This is a genomic window from Lactiplantibacillus sp. YT640 (genome assembly GCF_049745435.1).
In the GTDB taxonomy this organism is placed as follows: domain Bacteria; phylum Bacillota; class Bacilli; order Lactobacillales; family Lactobacillaceae; genus Lactiplantibacillus; species Lactiplantibacillus plantarum.
On the sequence record NZ_JBMNVY010000011.1, the window covers coordinates 1 to 25,221 of the forward strand.

The window sequence follows — 25,221 nt, forward strand, 5'->3', positions numbered from 1 at the left end:
TAAGCTCGCTCATGTTTATCTGGCTACGGTCTACATTGCCTCAATTTGCATCTTACTTAAGTAGTTTTAAGACGGACCCTAGTAAGCTTTTGATAGTCTCAGTATAGCTTGAACACTAGTTTGACTGGAAATGATATGCATCATTACTGAATTAGTCGGGTCAATGAGCATTTTGATTGCTCAATATAAATATTATAGTTATGATAATTTTAATCACACAATATCGGGATGGAGTGTGTTCACAATGGGATGGATAGGTGTTGCGATATTAGGACTAACAATAGGTATCGTTGCAAATGCGGTAGGCGCACATGGTCGGCGTCAAACGACAATTAATTTAATCGCAGGCTTATTCGGTGCACTTGGTGGCCAGCTGTCTTTTGGATGGTTCGGGCCAACAGTTGCTGGAATGACGTTGTTGCCAGTCGTGAGCGGGGCGATGATACTTATTGTGATCGGAACCGTTGCTGCCCAGGCGCTTCAGCCGCAGTAATTGTGATTAGGCATAAAAGGATTTGTTGAAGTAGCACTTGTTAGCGTTATCAAAAGATGGAGGTGTCCGTAATGGCTAAAATTAAACGACAGACCCCTGGTTTTTGGGGTAAATTGTCACTATTGATTGCAATTGGGCAATTAGGATTGACTGTGTTTCGAGAAGTGCGGCAGTTCAAACACCGCCGCTAAAAAGGGGATGACAGCATGCATTGGTTATGGGTAATGATTGTTGGCGCGGCGGTTGGTGCTTTTGCAGGTGCTATCATGAGCCCCAGTCAATCGCGGGGTTGGATCGGTCACATTATTGCTGGCGTTCTTGGGGCACTCATTGGTGAAGGTGTGCTGGGGCCGATGGGGCCTGAGTTAGCCGGAATGACTGTGATACCAGCCGCAATCGGTGCAATTGCCGTCGTTCTGATAATGATGTTCGTGGTTCAGTGGGCACGGGTTCGACGGTCAAAACACAATTGAACAGTGCCAATTGACAGCCTGGCTGTTACGCTCGGCATCAAAAAATGTTAAACATCACCCTAAACAGCCCCACAGGTGACTTCGAGGTACTAGCTTACTCGAAGTTGTTTTTGTGTGCGCCGATGGGGGCTCTCATTTGAAGTGGCGTAATCATAAAAAAACGGATGGTGATTTTGATCACCATCCGTTTGCGCCGTGCCCACGACAAATTTTAATCGTCAGATTTCTTCTTCATTTTATCCTTAGCTTCATCCACGACGCCCTTAACAGTTTCTTCTGCGTCAGCTAATTTGTCCTTAGCTTTGCCCATTAAGGATTGTGTTTTGCCCTGGGCTTCACGTGCACGGTCCCCGGTTACTTTACCTTCGACTTCTTTGGCCTTGCCGCTCAACTGGTCCTTCTTGCTATCGAACTTCTTGTTAACATCACTCATAAAAAGCGCCTCCTAATATAAGAATTAACCTTAGTTTGCGATAAGTGATGACAAAACGCAACCAATATGCACAATGCTCATAACCACTCGGTCAGAAAGGCAATCAGTAGGGCAGCAAAGTTGATCAGCCAAATTTGTTGTCGCTGGGGGAGCATGATTGTCGGATGATGTGTCAAAACGATCGTGTTCAACAAAACCATTAAAATAATCAGGGCGCTGAGCCCGTAATTTGTAGCGATCAACAGATGGTCGCTGGCAATGCCGGCCCAATGAGTCAGGGCAAAAATCAAGTTTAAAAAACACGCAATTAGGATACTATGGCGTAGATACTTTAACGTGGTCATCAATGGTAACCTCCCTTAGAAATAATCATGCTGATGGTTTCTAAGAAAAAATACACCATTGCCAGGTTAACGGCGTGCACCGAGTTTTATTTGGATAGTAACGGAACTAAGCGCATTTTGACCAGTCCGAAAGCCGCGCCACATCAATAATGGTTGCCCTCAAAAACGGATAGGGGGTGTGATTTATAGGTTTAAATCAGTATCGTAATTCAACGGTGACATATCGGTGCTTTTAGTAATCAGGTCAGCGGCGAGAGCTTGCATTGTGTTCAAGGCCTGGTCAGCGGCTTTTTGATTGGCTTTGGTCAGTGCCATAGCGAGTTCGTCGCCAGTCAAAGCGGCAACTTGCTGATCCGTGACAATAATGTGGTGACCAAGTTGAATCGCCAATTCCTTTTGTACTGTTTGTAATTCCCCGTGTAGTTCATGGTAGTGGGCGTCGACTAGGATACCGACGTGCTTGAAAATCCAGTATGCTGAGGTAGCATCGTATTTTTCTGTAGCAACTTGATAAGCTGCTGGAGTGGTCGTAGCACCGGCATAGAATGGAACGTAGACACTTTCAGCGGCTACACCCATCGCCAGCCAGTGAATCCCGCTCAGCGTGACGGGAAGGTCCGGTCGCAATTGTAAGACGTGTGATTCTTGCGTCTTGGCGAGACTGATGGGCCGATACTGATGTTTCTCCGTAGCAGTGCCCTGGCCGACGGGATCAAACGGTGTGCCTTGATAATGGGACGCTAAGTAGCCTTGGACTTGGTCAATATGAATTAAGCCATCCGCCCGTTGAATGAACGGTAAGTCAAACGACTCAGGCGTCTGGGTGACACTTGGTGTAAAGCATCTTTGACCATACCAAACGCGAGGCGTGTTGTAATATCGATCAGAAAGGTCGGCCGTACCGAAGACTTCCCGGAAATTCAGTCCATTGTCCATTGAAGCTAACTGATTGTCTAATACAAAATTACGAATGTCTTTAGCATAAAGATAATTGTCATGGTCACTAAAGTCGATTTCTTGGATTGCAAGCTGGTTAGCAACGACTGCATAGGCATCATCCGGGATTCGTTGTGCGACCCAGTAATGACCAGCACCAGTTTCCATGTACCAAACTTCGTTGACATCACTAAAGAGAATCCCGTTAGTTTCGTAGGTGCCGTGTTCTTCAATAATATGCCCGAGACGTTCAACGCCTTCACGAGCAGAATGAATGTACGGTAAGGTGACAGTGACCATTGCTTCTTCACCGATGCCGTCCTTAACATACGGGTCAGCAGCCAGTACGCGTGTATTACAGTAAGCACTTTCAGTAGCACTCATTGCCACGCCGTACTCGTTAATGCCATCCTCCTCGAACAGGCCATATTCGGCAGTCCATTCAGGGGTGGCTGTGTATTTCGCACGAATCTTTGGCAGGGTCATGGTAAAGGGATGAGTTTGATCCTGAGACTTGAAGGTCTGTGGTTCTTCGAATTCGCGGTGCGCGTGGATAATCATTTTTTTCGCCCAAGCGGCGCGTGAATCTTCATTACGGCCAATCATGGTCGAACCATCCGCGCTGGCATTTTTACCCACTAGGATACTAGTGCAGGCGGAATAAGGATTAAACTGATGAGTCAACATATGGGGCCTTCTTTCTCCACGGTACGAGCAGTCAATGGCGGTATCGTGGCATAATCATTTTTGTTAAATTAATTTTAGCATGTTTAGTCATCAATGGGGGTTTTCGGTTTGTGCTTCTGATTAGTTTTGCAAGGTAGCCTTAATTGGTCAGCGTGCTGGGCATTAGAAAAGAACCGTTAAATCAACAACGTCGTGGCTTGCAAAATAGAAAAGATTAAAGTAAGATTAAAACATTCGAAAATAGTGAATTAAGATAGGAGCGTGGCCTCATGCCAATCGTACACATTGATCTAATTGCTGGTCGTTCACAAGAACAACTTAAAAACTTGGTGAAAGATGTTACTGACGCGGTCAGCAAGAATACCGGTGCACCAGCAGAACACATTCACGTGATTTTAAGTGAGATGCAGAAAAATCGCTATAGTGTTGGTGGTGTCTTAAAGAGCGACGAAGAAGCAGAATAGGTTGTTCATTGCCGGACCGGTCGAATATGACGTGGCCGGCTTTTTTTAAAAGTTTAGAAGGTAGGTTAAACTGTGAACGAACAAATTAAGACGGATGCATTAAATTCGGCGCACCATTTAATGGTCGGGGGCGTCGATACATTGACCCTTGCAAAAAAATATCAAACACCGCTATATGTCTATGATACCGGTGAAATTCGTGCCGAAATCGCAGCATTCAAGCAAGTTTTTGAAGAAAACCACGTGGACTATCAAATCAGTTATGCTAGTAAGGCGTTTGCAACGGTCGCGATGTATCAATTGATCGCCCAAGAACACATTCATTGTGATGTGGTTTCTGGTGGTGAATTGTATACCGCCCAACAAGCAGATTTCCCAATGGCCGCCGTCTCGTTTCACGGTAATAACAAGTCACTGGCCGAGCTAACCATGGCCTTAGATGCCGGTGTTGGTACCATCGTGGTCGATAATTTCGGTGAACTACGACAACTGACGACGTTGACGACGCAACGGCAACAGCCGACCACGATTATGTTGCGGATTGCCCCAGGGATCTCAGCGCATACGCATGATTACATTTCAACTGGTCAGGCCGATTCTAAGTTTGGATTTGATTTGGACAGTGGGCAAGCAGACCAGGCTATCAAAGCCGCGCAAGCCGCACCATATTTGAAACTGGTCGGGATTCATTGTCACATTGGGTCACAGATTTTTGAAGTGAATGGTTTTAAGATGATTGTTGATAAGCTCGTTAGTGAGTTTGCTCGCTGGCAACGCGAACTTGATTTTTACCCACAGATTATGAATGTGGGGGGTGGCTTTGGCGTGAAGTACACTGCCGAAGATCATCCGCTACAGCCAACCGATTTTGTCGATGCAATTATTAAGGAAACGCGCGCGCAAACTGCAGCCAAACAAGTTCCAATGTTAGAAATCTGGATCGAGCCTGGACGCTCGTTAGTCGCTACCGCTGGAATGACCCTGTATACGATTGGCGATGAGAAGGATATTCCGGGCATTCGGAAGTATTTGTCTGTTGATGGAGGTATGGGTGATAATATTCGGCCAGCTTTATATCAGGCCAAGTATGAAGCGGTATTAGCCAAGAATCCGGCCTTACCAGCTGAACAGGTAGCCTCGATTGCTGGTAAATACTGTGAGTCAGGTGATATGTTGATCTGGAATCAGCAATTACCGGCCACTGCACCAGGCGACGTGTTAGCGGTCCTAGATACTGGTGCATACGGTTATTCGATGGCTAGCAACTACAATCGGAATCCACGACCTGCCGTTGTTTTTTGTGAACAGGGACATAGTCAACTTGTTGTGCAGCGTGAAAGCTATGCTGACTTAACACGGCTGGACCTCCCACTCTCAGTGCCGGAGAAAACCAAGTAGATTAGTCACCAAAAAGCATTTCAAGAGTTAGGCTCTTGAAATGCTTTTTTGGGTCTGCTGCTGTCGTCGAAGGGCTTGTGTCAACGTTTGACTAGGATCAGTGCTAAAATGGGCAGTATGAATTTATTAGTTACGGTATACTTATCATTGAAGGATGTTAATGGCTGCTATGAAGTCATTACGCTGGTCTGAAGATGGCTAGCAGGGGTGCCAGCATGTGGCGTGGGATTTCCAAGTGACCGGTTGCATACTGGCCCTAATTTTTTTGTTAAATCTATCCGCTTTGCTTGCGTTAGGCGTGAAGTTTGTTAAAATTTGATAGTTAAAGTCTTCGACGGTGACGATGGTCAATAAGGTCCCAATAGATAATTAACGATTTAAATAACCGGTGGGGGAGTTGTTAAAATGTTTAAAAAATGGCTAACTTGGCCAGTATTCTATGAGCTGACAGAAATTTATACGGCACCACTTAATATCATGTGGTTTGTTCTCGGAAGCGCCATTGCGCAATATCACTTAGGTACGGTGAATTGGCTTAACGTGACGCTGTGTTTAGTTAGCGTATTTATTTTTGATTTAGCCGTCAATGTTTCTGATAATTATTATGATTATCGGCATGCTCGTGATCGGGAAGGCTATGCGCAGAAGACGAATCCGATTGGTCGCTTGCAGTTACCCGTAGCGGGTGTCGGCCGCTTAGCATTGGGATTGTACCTGATTTCATTGATTCCAGGAATCTGGCTTGTCATGCGGACTGGGTGGTTAGTGCTCGTCCTTGGATTAGTTGGCTATGTGATTGGTATTTTTTACACAGCTGGGCCCTATCCAATCAACGCGACCCCGCTGTGTGAGACGGTCGTGGCGTTAGCAATTGCATTTTTAATTGAATTGACCTGTGTGGTCGTATCGACGTATGGACAGCATCCGTTGACTTGGTCGATCGTTGGGACGACTTTCTTACTATGTTTACCACTGACCCTGATTTTCTTTTGCCTACAACTGGCTAATAACACAGCGGACCGTGATGAAGATATTTTGAATCATCGCTACACCTTGGCCTACTACCTTGGTAAGCCAGGTTCGGTACGGCTGATTCAAGCGTTTTTAATTATTGGTGGCATTTGGCCGCTCGTGAACGTCTTACTGGGACTAGCACCCATTGTTACGATTTGGGTCGTACTCTTACTACCAATTATGTGGCAAGGTATGCGCCCGTTCTTTGAGGTGCAAGATAAAAAGAAGACGTTTATTACGACGGTCAAGAGTGCCTCGCTGTTCTTCATTCTATACCCAGTGCTATTTGTTTTAGGGACTTGGTTGTAACGAATTAGTAAAGCTCACTTAATTTTTCGCACTTATCGTGGTTATTTTTATGAAAGTGGACTATATTATTACCAGTTTATAAAATAGGGGTAAGCAGGATGGAAACAGAACAGCGACAGCAACGAAGAATTGCGGTGTATCACTTAATTGTCACACTTTTGACACTCTGGTCAGCAGTTAACGTGATCCTATTATCGTTTCATATCGGTGATTGGCACGTTGAAACCCGCATCAGTAACGGCTTATTAGTCATGTTTGCGGTGGACTACTTTGTGCGCCTAATTCGTTCTCGAGATCGGAAGACTTTTCTCATTCATTCAGCGTTCGATTTGATGGGGATTATTCCCATGCACCCGGTGTTTGCACTCTTTCGACTTGGGCGTTTGGCACGGATGGTCCAATATCACCATTTGTTCTGGAAGCTCGGACTGGATGGTAAGTGGACGCACGATTTTCACCGCTTTATCTATAGCACCGGGTTTATCTACCTGTTTTCAATTAGTATTGCGATTATTGTTCTTAGTGCGTTGCTCTTTTCCGTTTTCGAGCATCAAAGCCTGTCAGATTCACTGTGGTGGGCCATCACAACGGCGACTACCGTGGGTTATGGTGACGATACGCCCCATACTGCCGTTGGCAAAGTGATCGCGGTCGGGCTGATGTTCGGTGGAATTGGTTTTATTGGTTTGTTAACGAGTACGATTACTGACTTCTTCACAACGCAAGCCAGTCAGAATGTCACGATCGAGGAACCACAGCATGATGACGAGCTGCGACAACTACTGATTAAAATTGACACGTTGACGACGAAGGTCGATCATTTACAAAATCAAGTTAAACGTTTAGAAAAATCAGGCTACAAAAAACAACATTGAATTTTCGGACCGTTGGATGCCCTTAATGGGGCGCAGCGGTCCGTTTTGCTATGCTATAATAACGGTAACAAATTCGAAACGGTGGTGGTGAGATGGGACAAGCAATAACACGGTGGGTCTGGCTACCAGCCCCAATTGTGACCCGTCAATCAACGTTTAAAATTCATGTGGGGGATTTACAGCGGCATCCAGTGCCATTACGTGCCGCACAGTGGTATCAATTTGAGCAGTCACGAACAAAGCGAATCTGCTCGGTGCCAATCACAACGACTCAGTATGCGGCCGTTACGCACTTAGCAGCTCAGCGGCTTAAAGCTGGTCAAGCGGGAATGTTACCAGCACCCGAGCAGCCCGTGATGACCCGGGGGACGACGATTACATTCACAATGTAAAGCGGCGTGATGAAAGTTACTTACTGTAAAGATACTTTGTGAATGGTACTTGACGGTTGGGGGGCACGATGCTCACGTGTTATATTCAGGCTAATCAAATTGCCGCGAGGTCGCGAATTCACGAGGGAGTGATTTTTCGATGAAAACACGCTATCAGTTACAAGTCAAGTACGACGGAATCAGATCGTTAACACGTTGCCGCGTGTTGGCAATCATCATTGCGAGTTTCACGGGTTGGCTGACCGGCTGCGAATTAGCGCAGGCCGCCACGGTGCCTACTATGATGCAAACTTACCATCCTTGGTCCGTACGGGGGCTAAATCTAGAAAGCTTGCGTTTGCTGGTGGCAACGACCGTCTTAGGGCTAGTCTGTTGGGGCCTAGCCGCTTACTTAAAACCTAAGGCCAAGTGAGACTGAGTAAACAAACGATTGTTGTCTGACCCTTGATAGGGGACGGATGATAATCGTTTTTTCTTACCGCTTATGTGGCACTGAGCGGTGTCGTTCAATGTGGGAGCGCCCATTCCCAACGTGCACTAGCACGCCACGGACCTCGCGCGCAGCAGGTGAGCTGAGGAAAATGATGGCGACCAGCAAGGCAAGTTTGGTGGTCGCGTTCACAATTTAAAATGATCCCAGCTTGTTGATTCGCTGTTAGCAATTGGTTGAATGAACCGGTGATTTTTTTAATTTACATCTTATTAATTAAAAAATTGATTAACGCTAAAGCTAGGGCTATGCTGGTAAAGACGGGTATTTGTAAACAAAAATATGGGCGCAAGGACTTGCATATAAATTAAAATATGATTAAAATAAGTCTTATTAAATTAATGGAGGCTTGCGAATGATTAGTCAAAACCATCGTTTGGATCAGCAACTTATTGAACGTGAAGACCATTATATGGCGACGGCGGCACGAATCAATTACTATGATTTAGTTATTGACCATGCTCACGGGGCCATGCTTACCGATGTTGATGGCAACCAATACATCGATTTGTTAGCCAGTGCTTCGGCCATTAACGTGGGCCATACGCACCCTCGCGTTGTTAAGGCCATTCAGGAACAGGCAGCCAAGTTGATTCATTACACGCCAGCATATTTTCATCATCAACCGGAACAACGATTGGCTGAGCGACTGGCAAAATCAGCTCCCGGCACTGATAATGAGGTGGTTTTTGGTAACTCTGGTTCGGATGCCAATGATGCCATTATTAAATTTGCACGGGCCTATACTAACCGACAATACATAGTCGCCTATACGGATGCCTATCATGGTTCAACGTATGGCTCAATGTCACTCTCAGGAGTTAGCCTGAATATGGTCCGTAAGATGGGACCGTTACTACCTGGGATCGTGCACGTCCCGTATCCTGATTGTTATCGTACGTTGCCGCATGAGACGGAACATGAACTTGCATTACGCTATTTTGAAGCGTTAAAGGCACCATTTGACTCATACTTACCAGCGGAGGAAACCGCGTGCGTCATTATTGAACCGATTCAAGGTGATGGCGGTATCCGCAAGGCACCAGCAGAGTATGTCCAATTAGTCTATGATTTTTGTCACCAGCACGGTATCTTATTTGCCGTCGACGAGGTCAATCAAGGGATGGGACGAACCGGGAAGATGTGGAGCATTCAAAACTTCCCGGGAATCCGCCCGGACTTAATGTCCGTTGGCAAATCACTGGCTTCGGGATTACCACTTAGTGCAGTGATCGGTCGCCGTGAAGTGATGGAGAGTCTAGCAGCGCCGGCGCACACCTTTACGACGGCGGCCAATCCGGTTTGTTGTGCGGCGGCGCTGGCGACAATCGACGTTCTAGCAGATGAACAGTTGGTTGCCCGTTCCGCCAATTATGGCCGCTATGCCAAGGAACAGTTTTTAGCGCTTCAACAACGCCATCCTAAAATTGGGCAGGTACGGATGTACGGGCTGAACGGGGGCATTGAATTGGTGACAGACCGGCAGAGTCAGCAACCTGATCCTGATTTTGCCAGTGACGTCATTTATGCCGCTTTTGAACGGGGTGTCGTCATGATAACGCTCAAAGGAAATATTTTGCGGTTCCAACCACCACTAGTCATCACGAAGACGCAATTAGATACTGCGTTAACCGTATTAGATGAGGCAATGGCTGCTGCTGAACAGGGCCTGGTTAAACGGCCCCAAGGCAAGATTGGTTGGTAAAATAAGGAGGATTTTGATGCAACGGTTATTAAAACGGTTAACTTTAAAGGAAGATCCAAGCATATATGAAGACAAAGATTCTCACCTAGCTCGAGTATTGACGGTCAAGGACTTCTTGGCTTTAGGGGTGGGGACGATTGTTTCAACGTCAATTTTTACATTACCCGGAGTGGTGGCTGCGAACCATGCGGGCCCTGCGGTAGTCTTCTCATTCATCGTCGCAGCCGTCGTTGCCGGCCTGGTTGCATTTGCTTATGCTGAAATGGCGGCGGCGATGCCGTTTGCCGGTTCTGCTTATTCGTGGATCAACGTAATGTTCGGTGAATTCTTTGGTTGGATCGCTGGTTGGGCGTTGCTTGCGGAGTACTTTATTGCGTTGGCATTCGTCGGTTCAGGACTGTCCGCCAATCTGCGGGGGCTCTTGTCACCATTAGGACTAACTCTACCGAAAGCTTTGTCAAATACGTTTGGGACTGATGGTGGTGTGGTCGACCTGATTGCCGTCTTGGTGATTGCGCTGGTCTCGTTACTGCTCTCACGTGGAATCAGTAAGGCCTCCCGGGTCGAAAACGTGTTAGTGGTGTTGAAAGTGTTAGCCGTACTCACGTTTATCGTCGTGGGTGCGACGGCGATCCACGTGCAAAACTACGTCCCGTTTATCCCCAAGTATCATTTAAACGCTGATGGTAGTGCTTTTGGGGGCTGGCAAGGAATTTATGCCGGGGTATCGATGATTTTCTTAGCTTATATTGGGTTTGATTCGATTGCCGCTAATTCAGCGGAAGCTAAGAATCCTGGCAAAACAATGCCACGAGGAATTCTTGGTTCACTCGTCATTGCGGTGGTACTCTTTGTGGCTGTTGCTTTGGTCTTAGTCGGTATGTTCAAATATTCATCATATGCTAATAACGCTGAACCAGTCGGCTGGGCATTACGACAAGCTGGCCATCCGATTGTTGCCAGTGTTATTCAGGCCATTGCCGTGCTGGGAATGTTTACTGCGCTGATTGGGATGACTTTAGCAGGGTCACGGCTAATTTATTCCTTTGGGCGTGATGGTATGTTACCTAAGTGGCTTGGCAAGTTACATCATAATCAACCTAATAACGCGCTACTTGTGTTAACAATCGTTGCTATTATCATTGGGGCGTTTTGCCCGTTTGCTTTTCTGGCCCAATTGATTTCAGCGGGAACCCTGATTGCCTTCATGTTTGTCTCGCTGGGAATCTATGCTTTGCGGCGTCGTGAAGGTGTTGATATTGCGGTACCAGCCTTTAAGATGCCGTTCTATCCAGTTTTACCAGCTATTGCCTTTCTAGGCGCACTGTTCGTTTTTATGGGCTTAGATATCCAGGCAAAATTATACGCGGGCGTGTGGTTCATCGTCGGCTTAGTGATCTACTTTAGCTATGGTATGCGTCACTCATATTTGGCTGAAAAACGTCTGTCTAAGACTGATACTGCGGCTAAATCAGCTTCGAAGGTGGCTGATTCGACCGTTGAAGAGCGTGACTGAACTTAGCTAACGCAATCCCTTGATAGTTGAACAACAACTAAAATGGCACTTCCAGAATTGAATTTTATCTGGAAGTGCCATTTTTGAGTGGTGATTACGAGCTAGTGTAAAGTCCGAAAATTAATAGTGATGCGCAGTCAGCAACTTAAGATACAACTGTCGACTACTTGCATCTGAACGATTATTCCGCAATCGCAAAATAATCGTTCAAGTAACGAGCAACACCGTTTTGATCATTATTATAGGCCGTTACATCGTCAGCCGTTGCTTTGATCTTGTCAGTACCATTGGCCATTGCCACACCGAGACCCGCGTATGCTAACATCTCGAGGTCGTTATGTTCGTCACCAAAGGCGATGATATTGCGCCGTGAAATTTGAAAGTAATCCGCTAAGTAGGCGACACCCTTGGCTTTGTGGACGCCTTTGGAGGTAATCTCGAGGATGGCATTCGGGCCGCCCCAAACACCAACGTCAACTTGATCGCCAAAGCGTTCAGTGATCCAGTCAATGATGGCAGCCCGCCGATCAAGCTGGACTAGCAAGACGAGGGAATTCGGATTACGAGTCAACGTATCTGGTGTAAGTCGGGGGCTGTCAGCAATCTCTGGGAAGAATTGACCAGCAATCAAATCTTGACCCGCTGTCATGGTACTGTTTTTATTTTCTGCAATAATTTCATTGATCCCCAATTGTTCGCGATATTTAACGAGTGCTAAGACAATCGCTTTGTTGATCGTGAACTGATATTCTGAGGCCCATGTTTGGTGAGGTAAATGGCCCAGAGAACCGTTAAAGTTGATCATTGGGCTTTTGAGACGCAGCTGGTCATAGATTGCTTGTGAACCCTGATATGAGCGACCAGTAATAATGCTAACAATGTGACCCGCTGCTTGTAGTCGTTGCATCGTTTGGATCGTCGCTGAATTGAGTTTGGATTCAGCATTCAAAGTGGTTCCGTCTAAGTCTAACGCAATTAGTTTTCTTTCCATATTCAACAAACATCTCCCATATTTCCGGCAGTTAATTAATTTAATTTAGCATAAATCCCACCTAATTGCGAATCTTTGCTACCTTACAGTCGGGGCAAAATGTGGTAATCTAATTGAGGATGCTTTTTAATTGAGGAGGAAATTTGGGTGCAATTACCAGCAGAATTTATTCAAAAATATCAACGACTACTAGGCGATCAAGCGCCCGCTTTTTTGGCAGCTTTCGATGGCCCTGTTGAAAAAGGGTTTCGGGTTAATCCGAACAAGACTGTGATGGCCACGATGCGCGCCAAGATGACAGCACCCGTTCCGTATAGCCCAATTGGGTATTATGGCAAGGTGAACGGCAATGCGCTGGAACACTTGGCTGGTGCCGTCTACAGTCAAGAACCAAGTGCCATGACCGTTGGCGAGTTTGCAAAACCAGAACCTGGTGAACGAGTGTTAGACTTATGTGCGGCACCGGGTGGCAAAACGACGCATCTGTTAAGCTATTTGCGTCAGACTGGTCTACTCGTGACAAATGAGATCAATCGGCAACGGGTGACCGCCCTTGGCGATAATGTGGAACGCTACGGCGCCCGCAATACAGTGATTACCAACGATACACCCGCCGCCCTTGCCAAGGAATTGCCAGGCTTTTTTGACCGGATCTTGGTGGATGCGCCGTGTTCGGGTGAAGGGATGTTTCGTAAGGATCATGACGCAGTTCAGTATTGGACGCCCGACTATCCAGCGGCGTGTGCTGAACGCCAACGGGAGATTTTGACGGAAGCGGTCAAGATGTTGCGTCCGGGTGGACATTTGATTTATTCGACCTGTACCTTTGCACCGGAAGAGGACGAACAGATGATGGCCTGGCTGTTAAAAACTTATCCTGAGTTTGAGCTGGAGCCACTGGCCAAGACGGCTGGGATGGTCGATGCAAAGCCGGAATGGGCGGATGGCAATCCTGAACTGGCTAAAGCGGCCCGGTTATTTCCGCACTTGATGCGCGGTGAGGGTCACTTTATTGCCAAATTGGTCTATCATGGCACGACGGTGGGCAAGGACAAAAAAGTGGTTCGCGAACAGTTAAACGCCACGCAACGGCAGCTATGGACGGACTTTTTAAAAAAACAAGCAATGGCCGGTTTACCACAGCTCGTGTTACAGGCACATGGTGATCAGTTATACGGCGTGCCAGCGATGATGCCCGTTACGCGAAAGCTCAAGGTCTTTCGCCCCGGGATTTTATTGGGAACGTTTAAGAAGAAACGGTTTGAACCAAGTTACGCGTTAGCCTTAGCGAGTGATGATTTGTCCTTACCCAAAACTGAAATAACGCGTGAACAGTGGGCATTGTATGTCCATGGTGAGACATTTGAATTGACAAGTGCGCCTGTAGCTGGTTTTCGGGTCTTAACTTGTGATGGGTTGCCAGTTGGGTTTGGAAAAATCGTCGCCAAGACGGTTAAAAATTTCTTTCCTAAGGGCTTACGGTTCTTGGCGACCTCTGAAAACGCGACGCTCTAACCTGACATGATATTGACTAAGTCATAACGTCCGCGTGCGATTGACGCTGAACAGGTGATGAGCAGCGGCCGTCATGAATCATTCGATCCGTGGTAAAATCGGGGGAACGATCTACGCAAGTTGATGGTCAAATGGACCCAATCAATCGTGATATTGGAGGAAGAGTTTATGTATTGCCCAAATTGTGGGAAAAAGAATGATATTGACGCGTTATTTTGTGAAAATTGTGGTGCGCGGCTGATTATCCCAGCCAGTTCAGCGCAACCAACACCGGCGTCAGCTGTAAGTTCTGCTACTCAATCCACGTCGTCAACGGCTGCTTCAGAAGCACCGAGCGCCAGTACATCGATTTCGGCTGCACCGACTGCACCTGAACCTGGCACCCGTTCAGCGCAACATGCGCGTCAAAATGCGCAACCACGTTCAACGTCAAAACTGTCTTGGGTTATTTTGATCGTGGTATTAGCCGTGGCACTTGGTGGTGGCTATTACTGGCTGGGACATCAGCGTCAGAGTAATTCGACGGCAACAACGACGGCCAAATCTTCGTCGCGCACTGCTACATCGGAAAAAGCCGAGTCGTCATCATCGTCCAAGGCATCTGCTAGTACGGCAACTCAGACGGCATTGTGGTCGACAACCAAGTCGAGCGAGTTAGCCTCGTTTATGTCGTCATGGCAAGATACCATGAACCAATCGTACGAGGGGACTTATGATGGTCAGTCGGTAACTATTGGTGAGTTGAATTTACCTTCAGACATCAAAAACAATCAGTACCAAGATAAGATTACGGTCAATGGTGACACAGTCAAGCTCAAGTGGACGACGGCTGCTGATACCGATGCGAAGTACCAAGTCGTTGCCGCGGCCACTGATCCGAACGCGTCTAGTGGCGTAATTACGTATCTGTATGTTTTCCATAATGGTTCGCCAGACGTTCTGGTCTCGCAAGACAGTGCCACTGCCACAACGTTTAACTTCACTAGTTCACAAAATACGGATTTACAAGATGGCTTTGCAAAGATTGCCAATGCGGATTAATAACTGAATTATTCGGAATCGTGTGTTTATGCTAAGTCGGCCTGAACACACGATTTTTTTGCGCCAATATTCGACAGAAAATGGCGTATTGGCGCTTTAAAACTGAATAATTAGTGTCGGGTAATGGAAAGCGATGCTGATTTACAATCGATTATTGAAAATTATTATTTATTTACAAAATGATATCCGTCGGCTGGAGCGGTTTATTAGTGCAACGGCACGCAACGTTTCAGCGCCTGCATCTATTTGTTCATGCAACAGTATACAATATAATGACTTTTTTATGAATTATATGTGAATTTTATATGAATCGATGTATCAGCTAATACTATTTGAACCCTTGATATTAGCCGATTTCATGCCAAATAGGCACGGATGTCAATAAGTAAAACGCCTTCATGCAATTTCACGCAAACGCTTGCATAATTTTGGAAGCGGTTTTATAATCTAACTTGTACTCAAGCGATTGATATTATTTTTGGGAGGCTTTATTGTGAAAGAAACATCTAAAACAACGGCCGGATTACCGAAACTGTCATCCAATAAGATTTGGATGATGAGTCTAGGTTTTCTCGGTGTTCAAATGGCATTTACACTTCAGAGCTCACAGATGAGCCGGATCTTCCAAACTTTAGGCGCGGATCCAAATAACCTTGGCTGGTTTTTCATCTTGCCACCCCTTGCTGGTTTGATCGTTCAACCGATCATTGGGAGTTTATCCGACCGAACATGGGCCCCACGTTTAGGCGGGCGACGGTTACCTTACTTGATTCTGGGAACAGTCGTTGCGGCAATCGTGATGTTACTACTACCCAATTCTGGCTCGTTTGGATTTGGTTACGCTTCCATGGCGGCCTTAGTTTTTGGTGCGATTACCGTGGCATTTCTTGATTTATCGTCTAACGTCGCAATGCAACCTTTCAAGATGATGGTCGGGGATATGGTCAACGATGACCAAAAGAGTTACGCCTATGGGATTCAAAGCTTCTTGTTGAATACTGGTGCCGTCATTGCGGCAATCTTCCCATTCCTGTTGACCTTGTTCGGGGTCGCCAATACGGCTAGTAAAGGTGTTATTCCCAATTCAGTGATCTGGTCATTTTATATTGGAGCAGCAATCTTAGTGGTTTCAACGATTATCACGATTGCCCGGGTGCGGGAATATGATCCCGTAACTTACGCGAAGTATCACGGCATTGATGAAAGCGCTAATAAATCTGGTGGTAACTGGTTGGCACTCTTGAAGAAAGCACCAAAGGTTTTCTGGTTAGTAGCCTTAGTTCAATTCTTCTGCTGGATGGCATTTCAATACTTATGGACATACTCAACCGGTGCAATGGCTGCCAACGTTTGGCACACCACTAATGCCAGTTCTGCAGGCTACCAAGCCGCTGGTAACTGGTACGGGATCTTATCTGCTGTTCAGTCCGTTGCCGCGGTTGTTTGGTCATATGTTTTAGCCAAGGTTCCGAATAATCGGCATAAACTTGGTTATGCTTTGAGTTTATTACTTGGTGCAATTGGCTTCTTCTCAATTTTCTTCATTCACAGTCAATCAGCACTTGTCGTCTCATTTATTCTGGTTGGGATGGCCTGGGCCGCAATGAATACGTATCCATTGACGATGGTAACCAACGCCTTATCTGGCGAACACATGGGGACTTACTTGGGTCTCTTTAACGGCTCAATCTGCCTGCCACAAATTGTTGCGTCCTTATTGAGCTTTGCATTATATCCATTATTTGGCAATTCACAAGCCAACATGTTCATCTTTGCTGGGATCGTCCTTGCAGTAGGTGCGGGCACAGTTGGTTTGATCAAAGAAACGTACAAAAACTAGGAGGAATTAACTTATGAAACGAATTTTTGATGTTAATCCATGGCATGTCTTGACGACTGATTTCAAACCAGAAAACAAACGGCTGCAAGAATCAATGACTAGTCTAGGAAATGGTTACATGGGCATGCGCGGCTTCTTTGAAGAAGATTATACTGGGGATACGCTTCCCGGTATTTATCTTGGCGGTGTCTGGTATCCAGACAAGACCCGGGTTGGCTGGTGGAAGAATGGCTATCCAGAATACTTTGGCAAGGTTATCAACGCCGTCAATTTCATCAAAATCAATTTCAAACTCAATGGGACTAAGATCGACTTGGCAACTGCCAACTTCAGCGATTTTAAACTTGATTTGGATATGCAACACGGGACTTTGACACGATCATTTATCGTTGATCAAGATGGTCAACGGGTTCGCGTGACCTTTGAGCGTTTCTTGAGTGTTGCGCAAAAAGAACTTTCGGTTCAGAAGGTGACGTTTGAAAACTTGAGCGATCAAGCGGTGGAATTAAAAGTTGCTTCCGCACTGGATGCTGACGTTAAGAACGAAGATGCGAACTACGATGAACATTTCTGGAACGTCCACGAAGTTACGGATGATCGGTTAATTGCTCAGACGGTACCAAATGATTTTGGGACCCCACAGTTTACCTCTGGGATGCAAATTAGTTATGTAACGAGTTTAACCCATAAAGCGGCCGAAGTGACTGATACAGCCACGGTTGATCGCTACTTCGGTACGTTAGAAGCTGGGGCCAGCGTTAGTTTTGAAAAGCGGGTCGTCGTGGTTACGTCGCGGGATTATCCGACTGATGATGCCATTATGACTGCACTTCAACGTCTGACAGATACGGTCAGCGCCCAATCTTTCGATGATTTATTGGCGGCCCATGAAGCGGGCTGGGCCGATCGGTGGCAACAATCAGATATTCAAATTGAAGGCGATACCGAGGCCCAACAAGGCATGCGTTTCAATTTGTTTGAACTCTTTAGTACTTATTATGGTGATGATCCACGGTTGAATATTGGACCAAAGGGCTTTACTGGTGAAAAGTATGGTGGTGCGACTTATTGGGATACGGAAGCATTTGCCGTTCCAGTTTACCTGGGGATTACCAAACCAGAAGTTACCCGCAACTTACTGATGTATCGTTATAAGCAGTTGGATGGTGCCTATCATAATGCTCGTCAACAAGGGCTTGATGGGGCATTGTTCCCAATGGTGACCTTCAATGGGATTGAATGCCACAACGAGTGGGAAATCACTTTCGAGGAAATCCATCGTAACGGCGACATTGCCTTTGCTATTTATAACTACACGCGTTATACCGGTGATACATCATACGTCTTACATGAAGGCAGTAAAGTGTTGACGGAGATTTCTCGTTTCTGGGCAGACCGGGTGCACTTCAGCAAACGTAATCAGCAGTACATGATTCATGGGGTCACTGGCCCAGATGAATATGAAAACAACGTTGATAATAACTTTAATACCAATTATTTGGCGCAATGGACGTTGAAGTACACGCTTGAAATTTTAGATCAGGTTAGTGACGACCAAGCAGCGGCCTTAAACGTGACTGCTGAAGAACGTGCCCACTGGCAAGATATCGTTGATCGGATGTATTTACCATATGACAAGGATCTGGATATCTTTGTTCAACATGATGGTTATCTGGATAAGGATTTAACGCCCGTTTCCGCAATTCCAGCTGACCAGTTACCAATTAATCAGCATTGGTCATGGGACCACATCTTACGGTCACCTTATATCAAGCAAGGTGATGTGTTACAAGTGATGTATGACTTTATTGATGATTTCTCAAAGACACAATTGAAACACAATTTTGATTTCTACGAACCGATGACGGTTCACGAATCAAGCTTGTCACCAGCCATCCATGCCGTGTTAGCTGCTGACTTACACTATGAAGACAAGGCTGTGGCTTTCTATAACCGGACGGCACGGCTTGATCTTGACAATTACAATAATGATACGGTCGACGGTCTTCACATCACCTCAATGACTGGTGGTTGGATTGCGATGGTCCAAGGATTTGCTGGCATGCGTGTTCATGATGGACAACTGAGTTACCGGCCGTTCTTACCAAAACAATGGACGAAGTATTCTTTCCGTCAGGTCTTCCGTGATCGGATTATTGAAGTCACGGTTGATCACGATGGGACGACTTTGAAGTTGATTGCCGGGGAACCGATTGATGTTCAAGTGGATGGTACCACGCAAACATTGACACAGAACTAGTTCAATCCGCACTGATCGAAGGGAATGAGGCGTACGATTTCTGCAGTACCATTTGGTGTGTATCAAGGCGAGTCAGTCTATTTATACACGATTGAAAATATCCATCATAGCAAACTAAAAGTGTTGAGTTATGCGGCAACGTGGTATGACTTCGAAGTGCAGGTCGACCGCCAGCCACACTCATTAGTGCTTCACTTTGATAACTTGGCGGATTATATCGAGACGCCTTATCAAGTCGGCAAAACAGTGGGTCGAGTTGCTGGCCGAATCGGTAACGCGACGTTTTCCTTGAATGGGCAGACGTATCACTTACCACCAAATAACGGCCAGCATTTGCTACACGGTGGCAATCATGGCTTACAAACGCATAATTTTCGAGCTCGTTTTGATCCTGATGGCGACACTGTCACATTGACGACAACGCTAGCGAGCGCTGACGATGGTTTTCCAGGCGACTTGACGGTAACTGTAAGCTATACGTTAACGGCCGATGATGAGGTTCAAATCAGCTATCACGGGGTGACCACTGCTGATACGTTATTCAATCCGACCTGTCACGTTTACTTTAATCTTGATGGTCAGGCCGCACTGATTAATCCCCAGCAATTACGTATCAACTCGACCAAGCTAGTTCATACGAATCACGAGAAGGTTCCGACCGGCGTCTTCTACGTCCCGTCACCAGCGTATGACTTTCGTGAGCAGCCAACGATTCAATCGCAGCTCGATCGATTGATCCAAGAAACTGGCAGGACGGAATACGATGATTGCTATGTGCTTGACCACCAGGATGAACCCGCTGGCGTGTTGGCAACGACTCACGGGCGACTGCTCATCAACACGGATCGCAATGGTTTAGTTATCTTTACCGCTAATCCCGAACGAACGCAGTCGTATCGTTTAGGGGACTACCATGCGCTGGCCGTGGAATTGCAAACCTTGCCGGATGCTATTAATCATCATGGCTTTGGCGATGTTGTTCTACGGGCTGGTCAGCCACGGACGTACGTGAACCGCTACCAATACGTGTCAAAATAGCAATCAATAGATGATGGAAATTATTTTCTTTACCACGATCAAAAAGCAGTGCTTGCCATAGGGGCACACTGCTTTTTTGGTGTACTTGGTTATAACAAAAACGCGTCATCACAAGTATAGAATGACATTCCGTAGTTTGTGATGACACGCTTTGTTTTAATCTTTAATCGATTGCTTGTAGTTAACAAGTTCAGGTGATAACAGAATCTTGTCCTGAATACGGCTACTTTTGAATTGATCAACACGCGTTACGCCGACGAGTGCAAATAGGCGTTTTAATTGCGACTGCCAATCCGTCAGCATCGCAATGACTTCGTCGTCCGTATGATGGAGTAAAGCGTGTAGCACGGTGCCAGCCATGCCGACCGCGTCAGCGCCTAACATCAACGCTTTTAAGATGTCGAGTGGCTGTCGAACGCCACCAGCAGCTAAGACCGTGAGATCATCCGGTCGGTTCTGAACGCCTAGCAAGGACTCAACCGTGGTGAGGCCAAAGTCGTGAAGGTAGGCCATATCGCGGTTAGCACGTCGGCGATTCTCAATGTCGACAAAGTTAGTCCCACCGTGACCGCCTAAATCTAGGTAGCGTACGCCGGCAGCGTAGAGCTGTTGCATCGTGGGGCGGGAAATACCAAAGCCCACTTCTTTGACGATCACTGGTACCGTTAAGGCTTGGACTAAGTCCGAAATGTTAGTTAGCCAATGAAAGTCACGATCGCCTTCTGGCATGACGATTTCTTGAACGACATTGAGATGGAGCTCGAGCGCATCGGCCTGGAGCATTGCAATCGCTGTTTGGGCCGCAGATAACGGGTGGCCGGCACCAAGATTGCCAAAGATCAGCCCGTTCGGATTGTGGTCACGCATCGTGGCAAAAGTGGGGGCTACTTGGGGATCTTTGATGGCGACACTTTGAGAGCCGGTCGCAATCGGTAAGCCACAAGCTGCAGCGATGCGGCCTAAACGAGCGTTGATTTCGCCCGTTCGCTGTGAGCCCCCAGTCATCGCTTCAATGTAGAGGGGGCTGTCCCAATGCCACTGGCCAACGGTGGTGGCTAAATCGACGTCGGCCACGGCAGTTTCCGGCAACGCGTCGTGGCGAATCCGGACCTGGTCAAAGGCATTGGCTTGTTCGCCATGAAAATACTTTTCAGCTAACGAAACATGTTCATCTTTCCGATGAGATTGTTGACTTTGTGGCACGGTGCCACCTCCAATTAATTTAGAATCTGAAAACGAGTCCGGCAAGGCTGCCAGGCTCGTCAATAAACTGCTTAAGAATTTGGTAAAACGGTATCCTGAACCGTATGCACGTTTAAGTTAAGTTGTTCGATACCATCGTGAGCCCACGCAGTTAATAATGGTCGTGGGTCGATGGTTTGATCAATCAAAACGATCCCACAGTCACCACCACCAGCGCCCGAAGTCTTTGCGGCCGCGCCAGCACTTTCGGCGAGTTGAATCATACGCTGCAGCAGGGGTGTTTCAATCGTCACGTGACTGAAATCGCCCAATTTCTGAAGTAGTTGACGATTCGTTCGCAACTCGGTTTGAATCACGTGCAAGTCACTGTGATGAAAACCAGTGATCATACGTTTTAGACAAGCTTTGCTGGCTTTTAGAAAGGTCTGGTATTCGCTGCGTTGCTTCGCCTTGACTAAAGCCACTTTATCGACTAAGTGTGATGTGGAGGCCGGTGAACCCGTCCAACCAATCATCAAACGTAAGGCTGCTGGAGGGGTCAGTAACTCGATTTTTAGGTCGGGCCACGGCATTGTCAACAAATCACTTAAGCTTGACTGAGCTTGTTGTAGGTGTAACCATTGCCGATCGAATGAATGGTAGGCGATCCAGCCACCATAGACGCTGGCAGCAATGTCACCAAGCGAACCATTGCCTTGCACGGATAGATGGGCAATCGCGGCTAATTTGAACAGTTTATTTTTATCCATCGGTAAATGGTAAAACTGACATAGTGCTTTGACGGTTGCCACGGTCACTGCTGCTGAAGAGCCGAGACCGTATTTTTTACCATCAGCACTATCGAGTTCGCTATTGATACCGAGATGATAAACACCAAGTTCACGCCCTAATTCATGGGCATAACTTTCAGTGAGATTGATCGCTGCTAAAATATAATGGAAGGGATTGTCACGATTATCAAAAACCATCGCGTCTCCCTGACGTCGCCAGACGATTGAGTTTTCTTGATACTGCTCAGAAACGATGCTCCCAATCGTTTCGCTAGGTGAAATCGTTGCCGTCACAAATTGATCTAGTGCAACAATAATTGCTGGATAACCACTTTCCACTACGGCGTATTCACCGGCAATGTAGAGTTTTCCAGGGGCTTTCACCGTTATCATGCCATCATATCCTTTCATGACCATCGCTGATCATTTTAAATTAAACTGAATTATTTTTCCGTTATCGTGATACCTGGACCTGGTTTAGCGACGATTAATTGATCAGCGTCAAAATGTTGTTGTAACCCGGTCATAATGGTGTCGGTATCTTGACCCGCACAAATGATTTTGACGTTTGGGCCAGCGTCCAAAGTATAATAACAGTTTATCCCGTGTGAACGCAAGTCGTTGACTGCTTGAATAGCCGTCAGTGTATCCGCGGTGAAGTAGTTAAAGGCGGGTTCAGCGCTCAAATTAAGCGCGTGCATTCGCATTGCGTTCGTTTCAGCAATTTGGCCAACAGTAGTGAGATCACGATCGGCAATGGCTTGGCGCATTCGCTTCAAGTCCGTCTCAGCCGTGGTGATCCAAGCTGGATAGTAGGGGGATGTCGCGACGACCCGTGCCATGCCGTCCGTTGAGCTGATTGGCTTTTTGGTGGCCTTCAAAACAACGGCGATCATTTGAATGTCCCAATCGACCGGGTCTTGTAAGACTTCCGCGTAAGAACTCTGATCATCATGGCCGGCATGCCATTCGACAAAACCGCCAAAAATTGAGCGGGTCGCAGAACCTGAGCCACGGCGTGCTAGTCGTGATAGATCAGCCGCATCTAGTTGTAAGCCAGCCGCACGACTAGCAGCCCCTGCTAAGGCCGCGAATCCGGAGGCGGAAGAGGCTAAGCCAGCTGAGGTCGGCACATGATTTTCAGTTTTGACCGTTGCATAGTTGGTTTGACCACTGCGCTGGCGAATAAGGTCGAGGAACTGGCTGATTCGTGCTGATTTGCCCGTGGGTAAGTGTTGATGGTTAAAGTAAATTTGGTCAGTATCGAGATGCTCATCGAAGGTCACACTGGTCTGGGTATAGAAGTGATCAAGGGTCAGCGAAATACTCCCATTTTGTGGTAGCATCAGCGCCGCATCTTTTTTCCCCCAATATTTAACTAACGCAATGTTAGTATGGGCCTTTGCCGTAACGGTTTTCACTATGTCTTTTCCTCCAAAATTAAAATTAGTCATCGCACAAAAGTGGTTCGACCCAAGTCGCAGTCGCACCGGCTGCGGCCAATTTTTGTGATAATTGGTTGGCGATGCTGGCTTCCGGAGCGAGCGCGATCAAGCAACCGCCCTGACCACTACCGGTTAATTTGGCAGCGAGTGCACCATTTTGGCGAGCCACTGCGAGTAGTTGTTCAAGGGCAGGATGACTGACACCCATGGAACGTAAGTCATCTTGCGCACCATTCAGGGCTGTTGCCAGGGCCCCCATGTCACCATCTTCAAGCGCGGTTCGGGTCTGACGAGTCAATCGGCCCAAGTCATCAATGCGTGCTTGAATCGTCGCGCCCTCAACCATTAGTAAGTTGCGAACGGTCGCCACTGCAACTTTGGTCTGACTTTTAATACCCGTGTCCGCGATGACTAAATAGCCGGGAAGCTTTACCGGAATCGGAAAGTTCTCACGACCCTTGACAAACCAGACGGGACTTTTGGCACTGGCCGTCGCAACGTCTAGGCCGCTGGGTTGACCATGCGTGTAACTTTCCGCCACATTGGCAGTGGCCAATAATTCTTGGTGGGAGAGTGGTCGGTCGAAGAAATCATAAAAAGCCCGCGTTACGGCCACGGCCGCTGCGGCTGAGGACCCCATTCCGCGTTCAGAGGGAATATCGCTCGTGATGTGAATATCGAAGCCCTGCTCGGGGGCATCAAAACGTGCAAGCAAGGTTCTAATGAGCGTCTGAATACCGCCTAAGTTGGCAGACATCATCTTAAAGTCGCCGTTGAAGTAACGGCTTTTGACCGTCTGCGCTGCATCACGGCGGTGAATAATGGCCTGCATTTGGATGGTCGAAATCGGTAAGGCAATGGCGGGTTGTCCGTAAACCACACCATGCTCGCCAATTAAAATAATTTTGGCATGACTAGTACCGGTAGCTAGATCTTTCAATCGTGTCGCTGCCTTTCTGTAAGTAGATTAATAATAGCTTCATAATACCTTATTAGCACTTCTTTTGCCATGCTAACCCCGGCGAACGCGCTGAATTCAGTTGAAATGTAAGTTAAACTGGTTTGGAAAGTAACAATTTAATTAAATTAAATCATTCACGTGAGGGGCGTATGGACAGACTGGTTATCAACGGCAGACGAAGATCGATTACTATGTTAAAATTAGTAAATGATTAGAAATCAGTCCGATAATGATGAAAAAGAAGTTGAGCTGCTTGTGACGGACTACGTGGCCCAGAATTCACTAATTAGGAAAGTAAATTTTGGGTAGCAGTGCCGGCTATTCAAGCGCGCGTACTCAGCTGACTGTGTTATGGCAGATGTACGCCGAGACACTTTCATGAACTTTATCGTTGCTCAATCATACTCTTGACCAGTCTCTGCCCGTTGTCCTCAGACTGACGAATTTGGCTTAAGAGTTGGTCGGGCTGAGTTCCCTACGCCGAATATGCTATAATTTACAATGATCGACGTGACGTATGTGTGACGATCGGTGTGGAGGATGAGCCAAGCGGCTTGCGTCATCAGGACGACTTGTGTCACTGGCACAGTTTAGTAGGTTGAACTCAGCTAAGTTGGGCTGACCGACG

The 25,221-nt window shown here is 46.9% G+C and carries 23 protein-coding genes; 15 read left to right on the plus strand and 8 right to left on the minus strand.

The features are described 5' to 3' along the window. Nucleotides 1–244: 244 nt before the first annotated feature. A complete protein-coding gene (locus ACOV1R_RS08615) occupies nt 245–493 on the plus strand; it encodes a hypothetical protein (RefSeq protein WP_003644348.1) in 249 nt (82 codons plus the stop codon). Nucleotides 494–699: 206 nt separating this feature from the next. Beyond that, nucleotides 700–966: a GlsB/YeaQ/YmgE family stress response membrane protein gene (locus ACOV1R_RS08620; RefSeq protein WP_003640446.1), complete on the plus strand. Its 267-nt coding sequence runs from the start codon at nt 700–702 to the stop codon at nt 964–966. Nucleotides 967–1,177: 211 nt separating this feature from the next. On the opposite strand, the gene ACOV1R_RS08625 is transcribed toward ACOV1R_RS08620, so the two are convergent. The 3 genes from ACOV1R_RS08625 to ACOV1R_RS08635 form a co-directional block, all read right to left on the minus strand. Beyond that, on the minus strand, nt 1,178–1,399 hold the full coding sequence (locus ACOV1R_RS08625) for a CsbD family protein (RefSeq protein WP_003640447.1): 222 nt from the start codon (nt 1,397–1,399) through the stop codon (nt 1,178–1,180). Nucleotides 1,400–1,476: 77 nt separating this feature from the next. After that, complete coding sequence (locus tag ACOV1R_RS08630) at nt 1,477–1,743, minus strand: hypothetical protein (protein WP_003640448.1); 267 nt, start codon at nt 1,741–1,743, stop codon at nt 1,477–1,479. A gap of 183 nt (nt 1,744–1,926) precedes the next feature. Next, nucleotides 1,927–3,366, minus strand: a complete 1,440-nt coding sequence (locus tag ACOV1R_RS08635; protein WP_003640449.1) for a C69 family dipeptidase — start codon at nt 3,364–3,366, stop codon at nt 1,927–1,929. 269 nt (nt 3,367–3,635) lie between these two features. Here ACOV1R_RS08635 and ACOV1R_RS08640 point away from each other — a divergent pair, with 269 nt between their 5' ends. The 8 genes from ACOV1R_RS08640 to ACOV1R_RS08675 all read left to right on the plus strand — a co-directional run bounded on the left by ACOV1R_RS08640 (nt 3,636) and on the right by ACOV1R_RS08675 (nt 11,529). Beyond that, nucleotides 3,636–3,830, plus strand: a complete 195-nt coding sequence (locus ACOV1R_RS08640; protein WP_003638693.1) for a 2-hydroxymuconate tautomerase — start codon at nt 3,636–3,638, stop codon at nt 3,828–3,830. Between the two features lie 72 nt (nt 3,831–3,902). Continuing rightward, the gene (gene lysA / locus ACOV1R_RS08645) at nt 3,903–5,228 is read left to right on the plus strand and encodes a diaminopimelate decarboxylase (protein ID WP_015380320.1); all 1,326 of its coding nucleotides are present in this window, start codon (nt 3,903–3,905) and stop codon (nt 5,226–5,228) included. 405 nt (nt 5,229–5,633) lie between these two features. Beyond that, the gene (locus tag ACOV1R_RS08650) at nt 5,634–6,551 is read left to right on the plus strand and encodes a prenyltransferase (protein ID WP_003645096.1); all 918 of its coding nucleotides are present in this window, start codon (nt 5,634–5,636) and stop codon (nt 6,549–6,551) included. 98 nt (nt 6,552–6,649) lie between these two features. Further along, nucleotides 6,650–7,426, plus strand: a complete 777-nt coding sequence (locus ACOV1R_RS08655; protein ID WP_003640453.1) for a potassium channel family protein — start codon at nt 6,650–6,652, stop codon at nt 7,424–7,426. Nucleotides 7,427–7,518: 92 nt separating this feature from the next. After that, entirely contained in the window at nt 7,519–7,818 is a 300-nt protein-coding gene (locus ACOV1R_RS08660) for a hypothetical protein (protein ID WP_003644350.1), read from the plus strand. Between the two features lie 139 nt (nt 7,819–7,957). After that, a complete protein-coding gene (locus tag ACOV1R_RS08665) occupies nt 7,958–8,230 on the plus strand; it encodes a hypothetical protein (RefSeq protein WP_003644351.1) in 273 nt (90 codons plus the stop codon). Between the two features lie 433 nt (nt 8,231–8,663). Continuing rightward, nucleotides 8,664–10,013, plus strand: a complete 1,350-nt coding sequence (locus tag ACOV1R_RS08670; protein ID WP_097558045.1) for an aspartate aminotransferase family protein — start codon at nt 8,664–8,666, stop codon at nt 10,011–10,013. A gap of 16 nt (nt 10,014–10,029) precedes the next feature. Next, a complete protein-coding gene (locus ACOV1R_RS08675) occupies nt 10,030–11,529 on the plus strand; it encodes an APC family permease (RefSeq protein ID WP_003645094.1) in 1,500 nt (499 codons plus the stop codon). 181 nt (nt 11,530–11,710) lie between these two features. On the opposite strand, the gene ACOV1R_RS08680 is transcribed toward ACOV1R_RS08675, so the two are convergent. Continuing rightward, a complete protein-coding gene (locus tag ACOV1R_RS08680; protein ID WP_003644354.1) occupies nt 11,711–12,520 on the minus strand; it encodes a Cof-type HAD-IIB family hydrolase in 810 nt (269 codons plus the stop codon). A gap of 147 nt (nt 12,521–12,667) precedes the next feature. Between ACOV1R_RS08680 and ACOV1R_RS08685 the strand changes: the two genes are divergently transcribed. From ACOV1R_RS08685 to ACOV1R_RS08705, 5 genes are all read left to right on the plus strand, one after another. Then, a complete protein-coding gene (locus ACOV1R_RS08685) occupies nt 12,668–14,035 on the plus strand; it encodes an RsmB/NOP family class I SAM-dependent RNA methyltransferase (RefSeq protein WP_054519125.1) in 1,368 nt (455 codons plus the stop codon). Nucleotides 14,036–14,203: 168 nt separating this feature from the next. Further along, nucleotides 14,204–15,076: a zinc ribbon domain-containing protein gene (locus tag ACOV1R_RS08690; protein WP_003645092.1), complete on the plus strand. Its 873-nt coding sequence runs from the start codon at nt 14,204–14,206 to the stop codon at nt 15,074–15,076. Between the two features lie 493 nt (nt 15,077–15,569). After that, nucleotides 15,570–16,916 carry an SLC45 family MFS transporter gene (locus tag ACOV1R_RS08695; protein ID WP_003644357.1) on the plus strand — a complete coding sequence of 449 codons (1,347 nt, stop codon included), beginning with the start codon at nt 15,570–15,572 and terminating at the stop codon, nt 16,914–16,916. Between the two features lie 13 nt (nt 16,917–16,929). Next, nucleotides 16,930–19,176, plus strand: coding sequence for a glycoside hydrolase family 65 protein (locus tag ACOV1R_RS08700; protein WP_097558043.1), 2,247 nt, complete (start codon nt 16,930–16,932; stop codon nt 19,174–19,176). A gap of 24 nt (nt 19,177–19,200) precedes the next feature. Then, complete coding sequence (locus ACOV1R_RS08705; RefSeq protein WP_003644358.1) at nt 19,201–20,214, plus strand: aldose epimerase family protein; 1,014 nt, start codon at nt 19,201–19,203, stop codon at nt 20,212–20,214. A 156-nt stretch (nt 20,215–20,370) separates the two neighbouring features. On the opposite strand, the gene fni is transcribed toward ACOV1R_RS08705, so the two are convergent. From fni to mvk, 4 genes are all read right to left on the minus strand, one after another. Beyond that, a complete protein-coding gene (gene fni, locus ACOV1R_RS08710; RefSeq protein WP_003644359.1) occupies nt 20,371–21,417 on the minus strand; it encodes a type 2 isopentenyl-diphosphate Delta-isomerase in 1,047 nt (348 codons plus the stop codon). 71 nt (nt 21,418–21,488) lie between these two features. Beyond that, on the minus strand, nt 21,489–22,580 hold the full coding sequence (locus ACOV1R_RS08715) for a phosphomevalonate kinase (protein WP_003644360.1): 1,092 nt from the start codon (nt 22,578–22,580) through the stop codon (nt 21,489–21,491). Between the two features lie 50 nt (nt 22,581–22,630). After that, a complete protein-coding gene (gene mvaD, locus ACOV1R_RS08720) occupies nt 22,631–23,608 on the minus strand; it encodes a diphosphomevalonate decarboxylase (protein ID WP_003644361.1) in 978 nt (325 codons plus the stop codon). A 25-nt stretch (nt 23,609–23,633) separates the two neighbouring features. Then, nucleotides 23,634–24,572 carry a mevalonate kinase gene (gene mvk, locus ACOV1R_RS08725; protein ID WP_003640469.1) on the minus strand — a complete coding sequence of 313 codons (939 nt, stop codon included), beginning with the start codon at nt 24,570–24,572 and terminating at the stop codon, nt 23,634–23,636. Between the last annotated feature and the right edge of the window lie 649 nt (nt 24,573–25,221).

Bases quoted from the DNA above. Each gene is read 5' to 3' on its own strand.
- ACOV1R_RS08690 (WP_003645092.1), top strand. From the start codon at position 14,204: ATGTATTGCCCAAATTGTGGGAAAAAGAATGATATTGACGCGTTATTT.
- ACOV1R_RS08640 (WP_003638693.1), top strand. From the start codon at position 3,636: ATGCCAATCGTACACATTGATCTAATTGCTGGTCGTTCACAAGAACAA.
- ACOV1R_RS08705 (WP_003644358.1), top strand. From the start codon at position 19,201: ATGAGGCGTACGATTTCTGCAGTACCATTTGGTGTGTATCAAGGCGAG.
- ACOV1R_RS08620 (WP_003640446.1), top strand. From the start codon at position 700: ATGCATTGGTTATGGGTAATGATTGTTGGCGCGGCGGTTGGTGCTTTT.
- ACOV1R_RS08660 (WP_003644350.1), top strand. From the start codon at position 7,519: ATGGGACAAGCAATAACACGGTGGGTCTGGCTACCAGCCCCAATTGTG.
- ACOV1R_RS08680 (WP_003644354.1), bottom strand. From the start codon at position 12,520: ATGGAAAGAAAACTAATTGCGTTAGACTTAGACGGAACCACTTTGAAT.
- ACOV1R_RS08655 (WP_003640453.1), top strand. From the start codon at position 6,650: ATGGAAACAGAACAGCGACAGCAACGAAGAATTGCGGTGTATCACTTA.
- ACOV1R_RS08615 (WP_003644348.1), top strand. From the start codon at position 245: ATGGGATGGATAGGTGTTGCGATATTAGGACTAACAATAGGTATCGTT.
- ACOV1R_RS08665 (WP_003644351.1), top strand. From the start codon at position 7,958: ATGAAAACACGCTATCAGTTACAAGTCAAGTACGACGGAATCAGATCG.
- ACOV1R_RS08650 (WP_003645096.1), top strand. From the start codon at position 5,634: ATGTTTAAAAAATGGCTAACTTGGCCAGTATTCTATGAGCTGACAGAA.
- ACOV1R_RS08625 (WP_003640447.1), bottom strand. From the start codon at position 1,399: ATGAGTGATGTTAACAAGAAGTTCGATAGCAAGAAGGACCAGTTGAGC.
- ACOV1R_RS08635 (WP_003640449.1), bottom strand. From the start codon at position 3,366: ATGTTGACTCATCAGTTTAATCCTTATTCCGCCTGCACTAGTATCCTA.
- ACOV1R_RS08675 (WP_003645094.1), top strand. From the start codon at position 10,030: ATGCAACGGTTATTAAAACGGTTAACTTTAAAGGAAGATCCAAGCATA.
- ACOV1R_RS08715 (WP_003644360.1), bottom strand. From the start codon at position 22,580: ATGATAACGGTGAAAGCCCCTGGAAAACTCTACATTGCCGGTGAATAC.
- ACOV1R_RS08700 (WP_097558043.1), top strand. From the start codon at position 16,930: ATGAAACGAATTTTTGATGTTAATCCATGGCATGTCTTGACGACTGAT.
- ACOV1R_RS08630 (WP_003640448.1), bottom strand. From the start codon at position 1,743: ATGACCACGTTAAAGTATCTACGCCATAGTATCCTAATTGCGTGTTTT.
- ACOV1R_RS08670 (WP_097558045.1), top strand. From the start codon at position 8,664: ATGATTAGTCAAAACCATCGTTTGGATCAGCAACTTATTGAACGTGAA.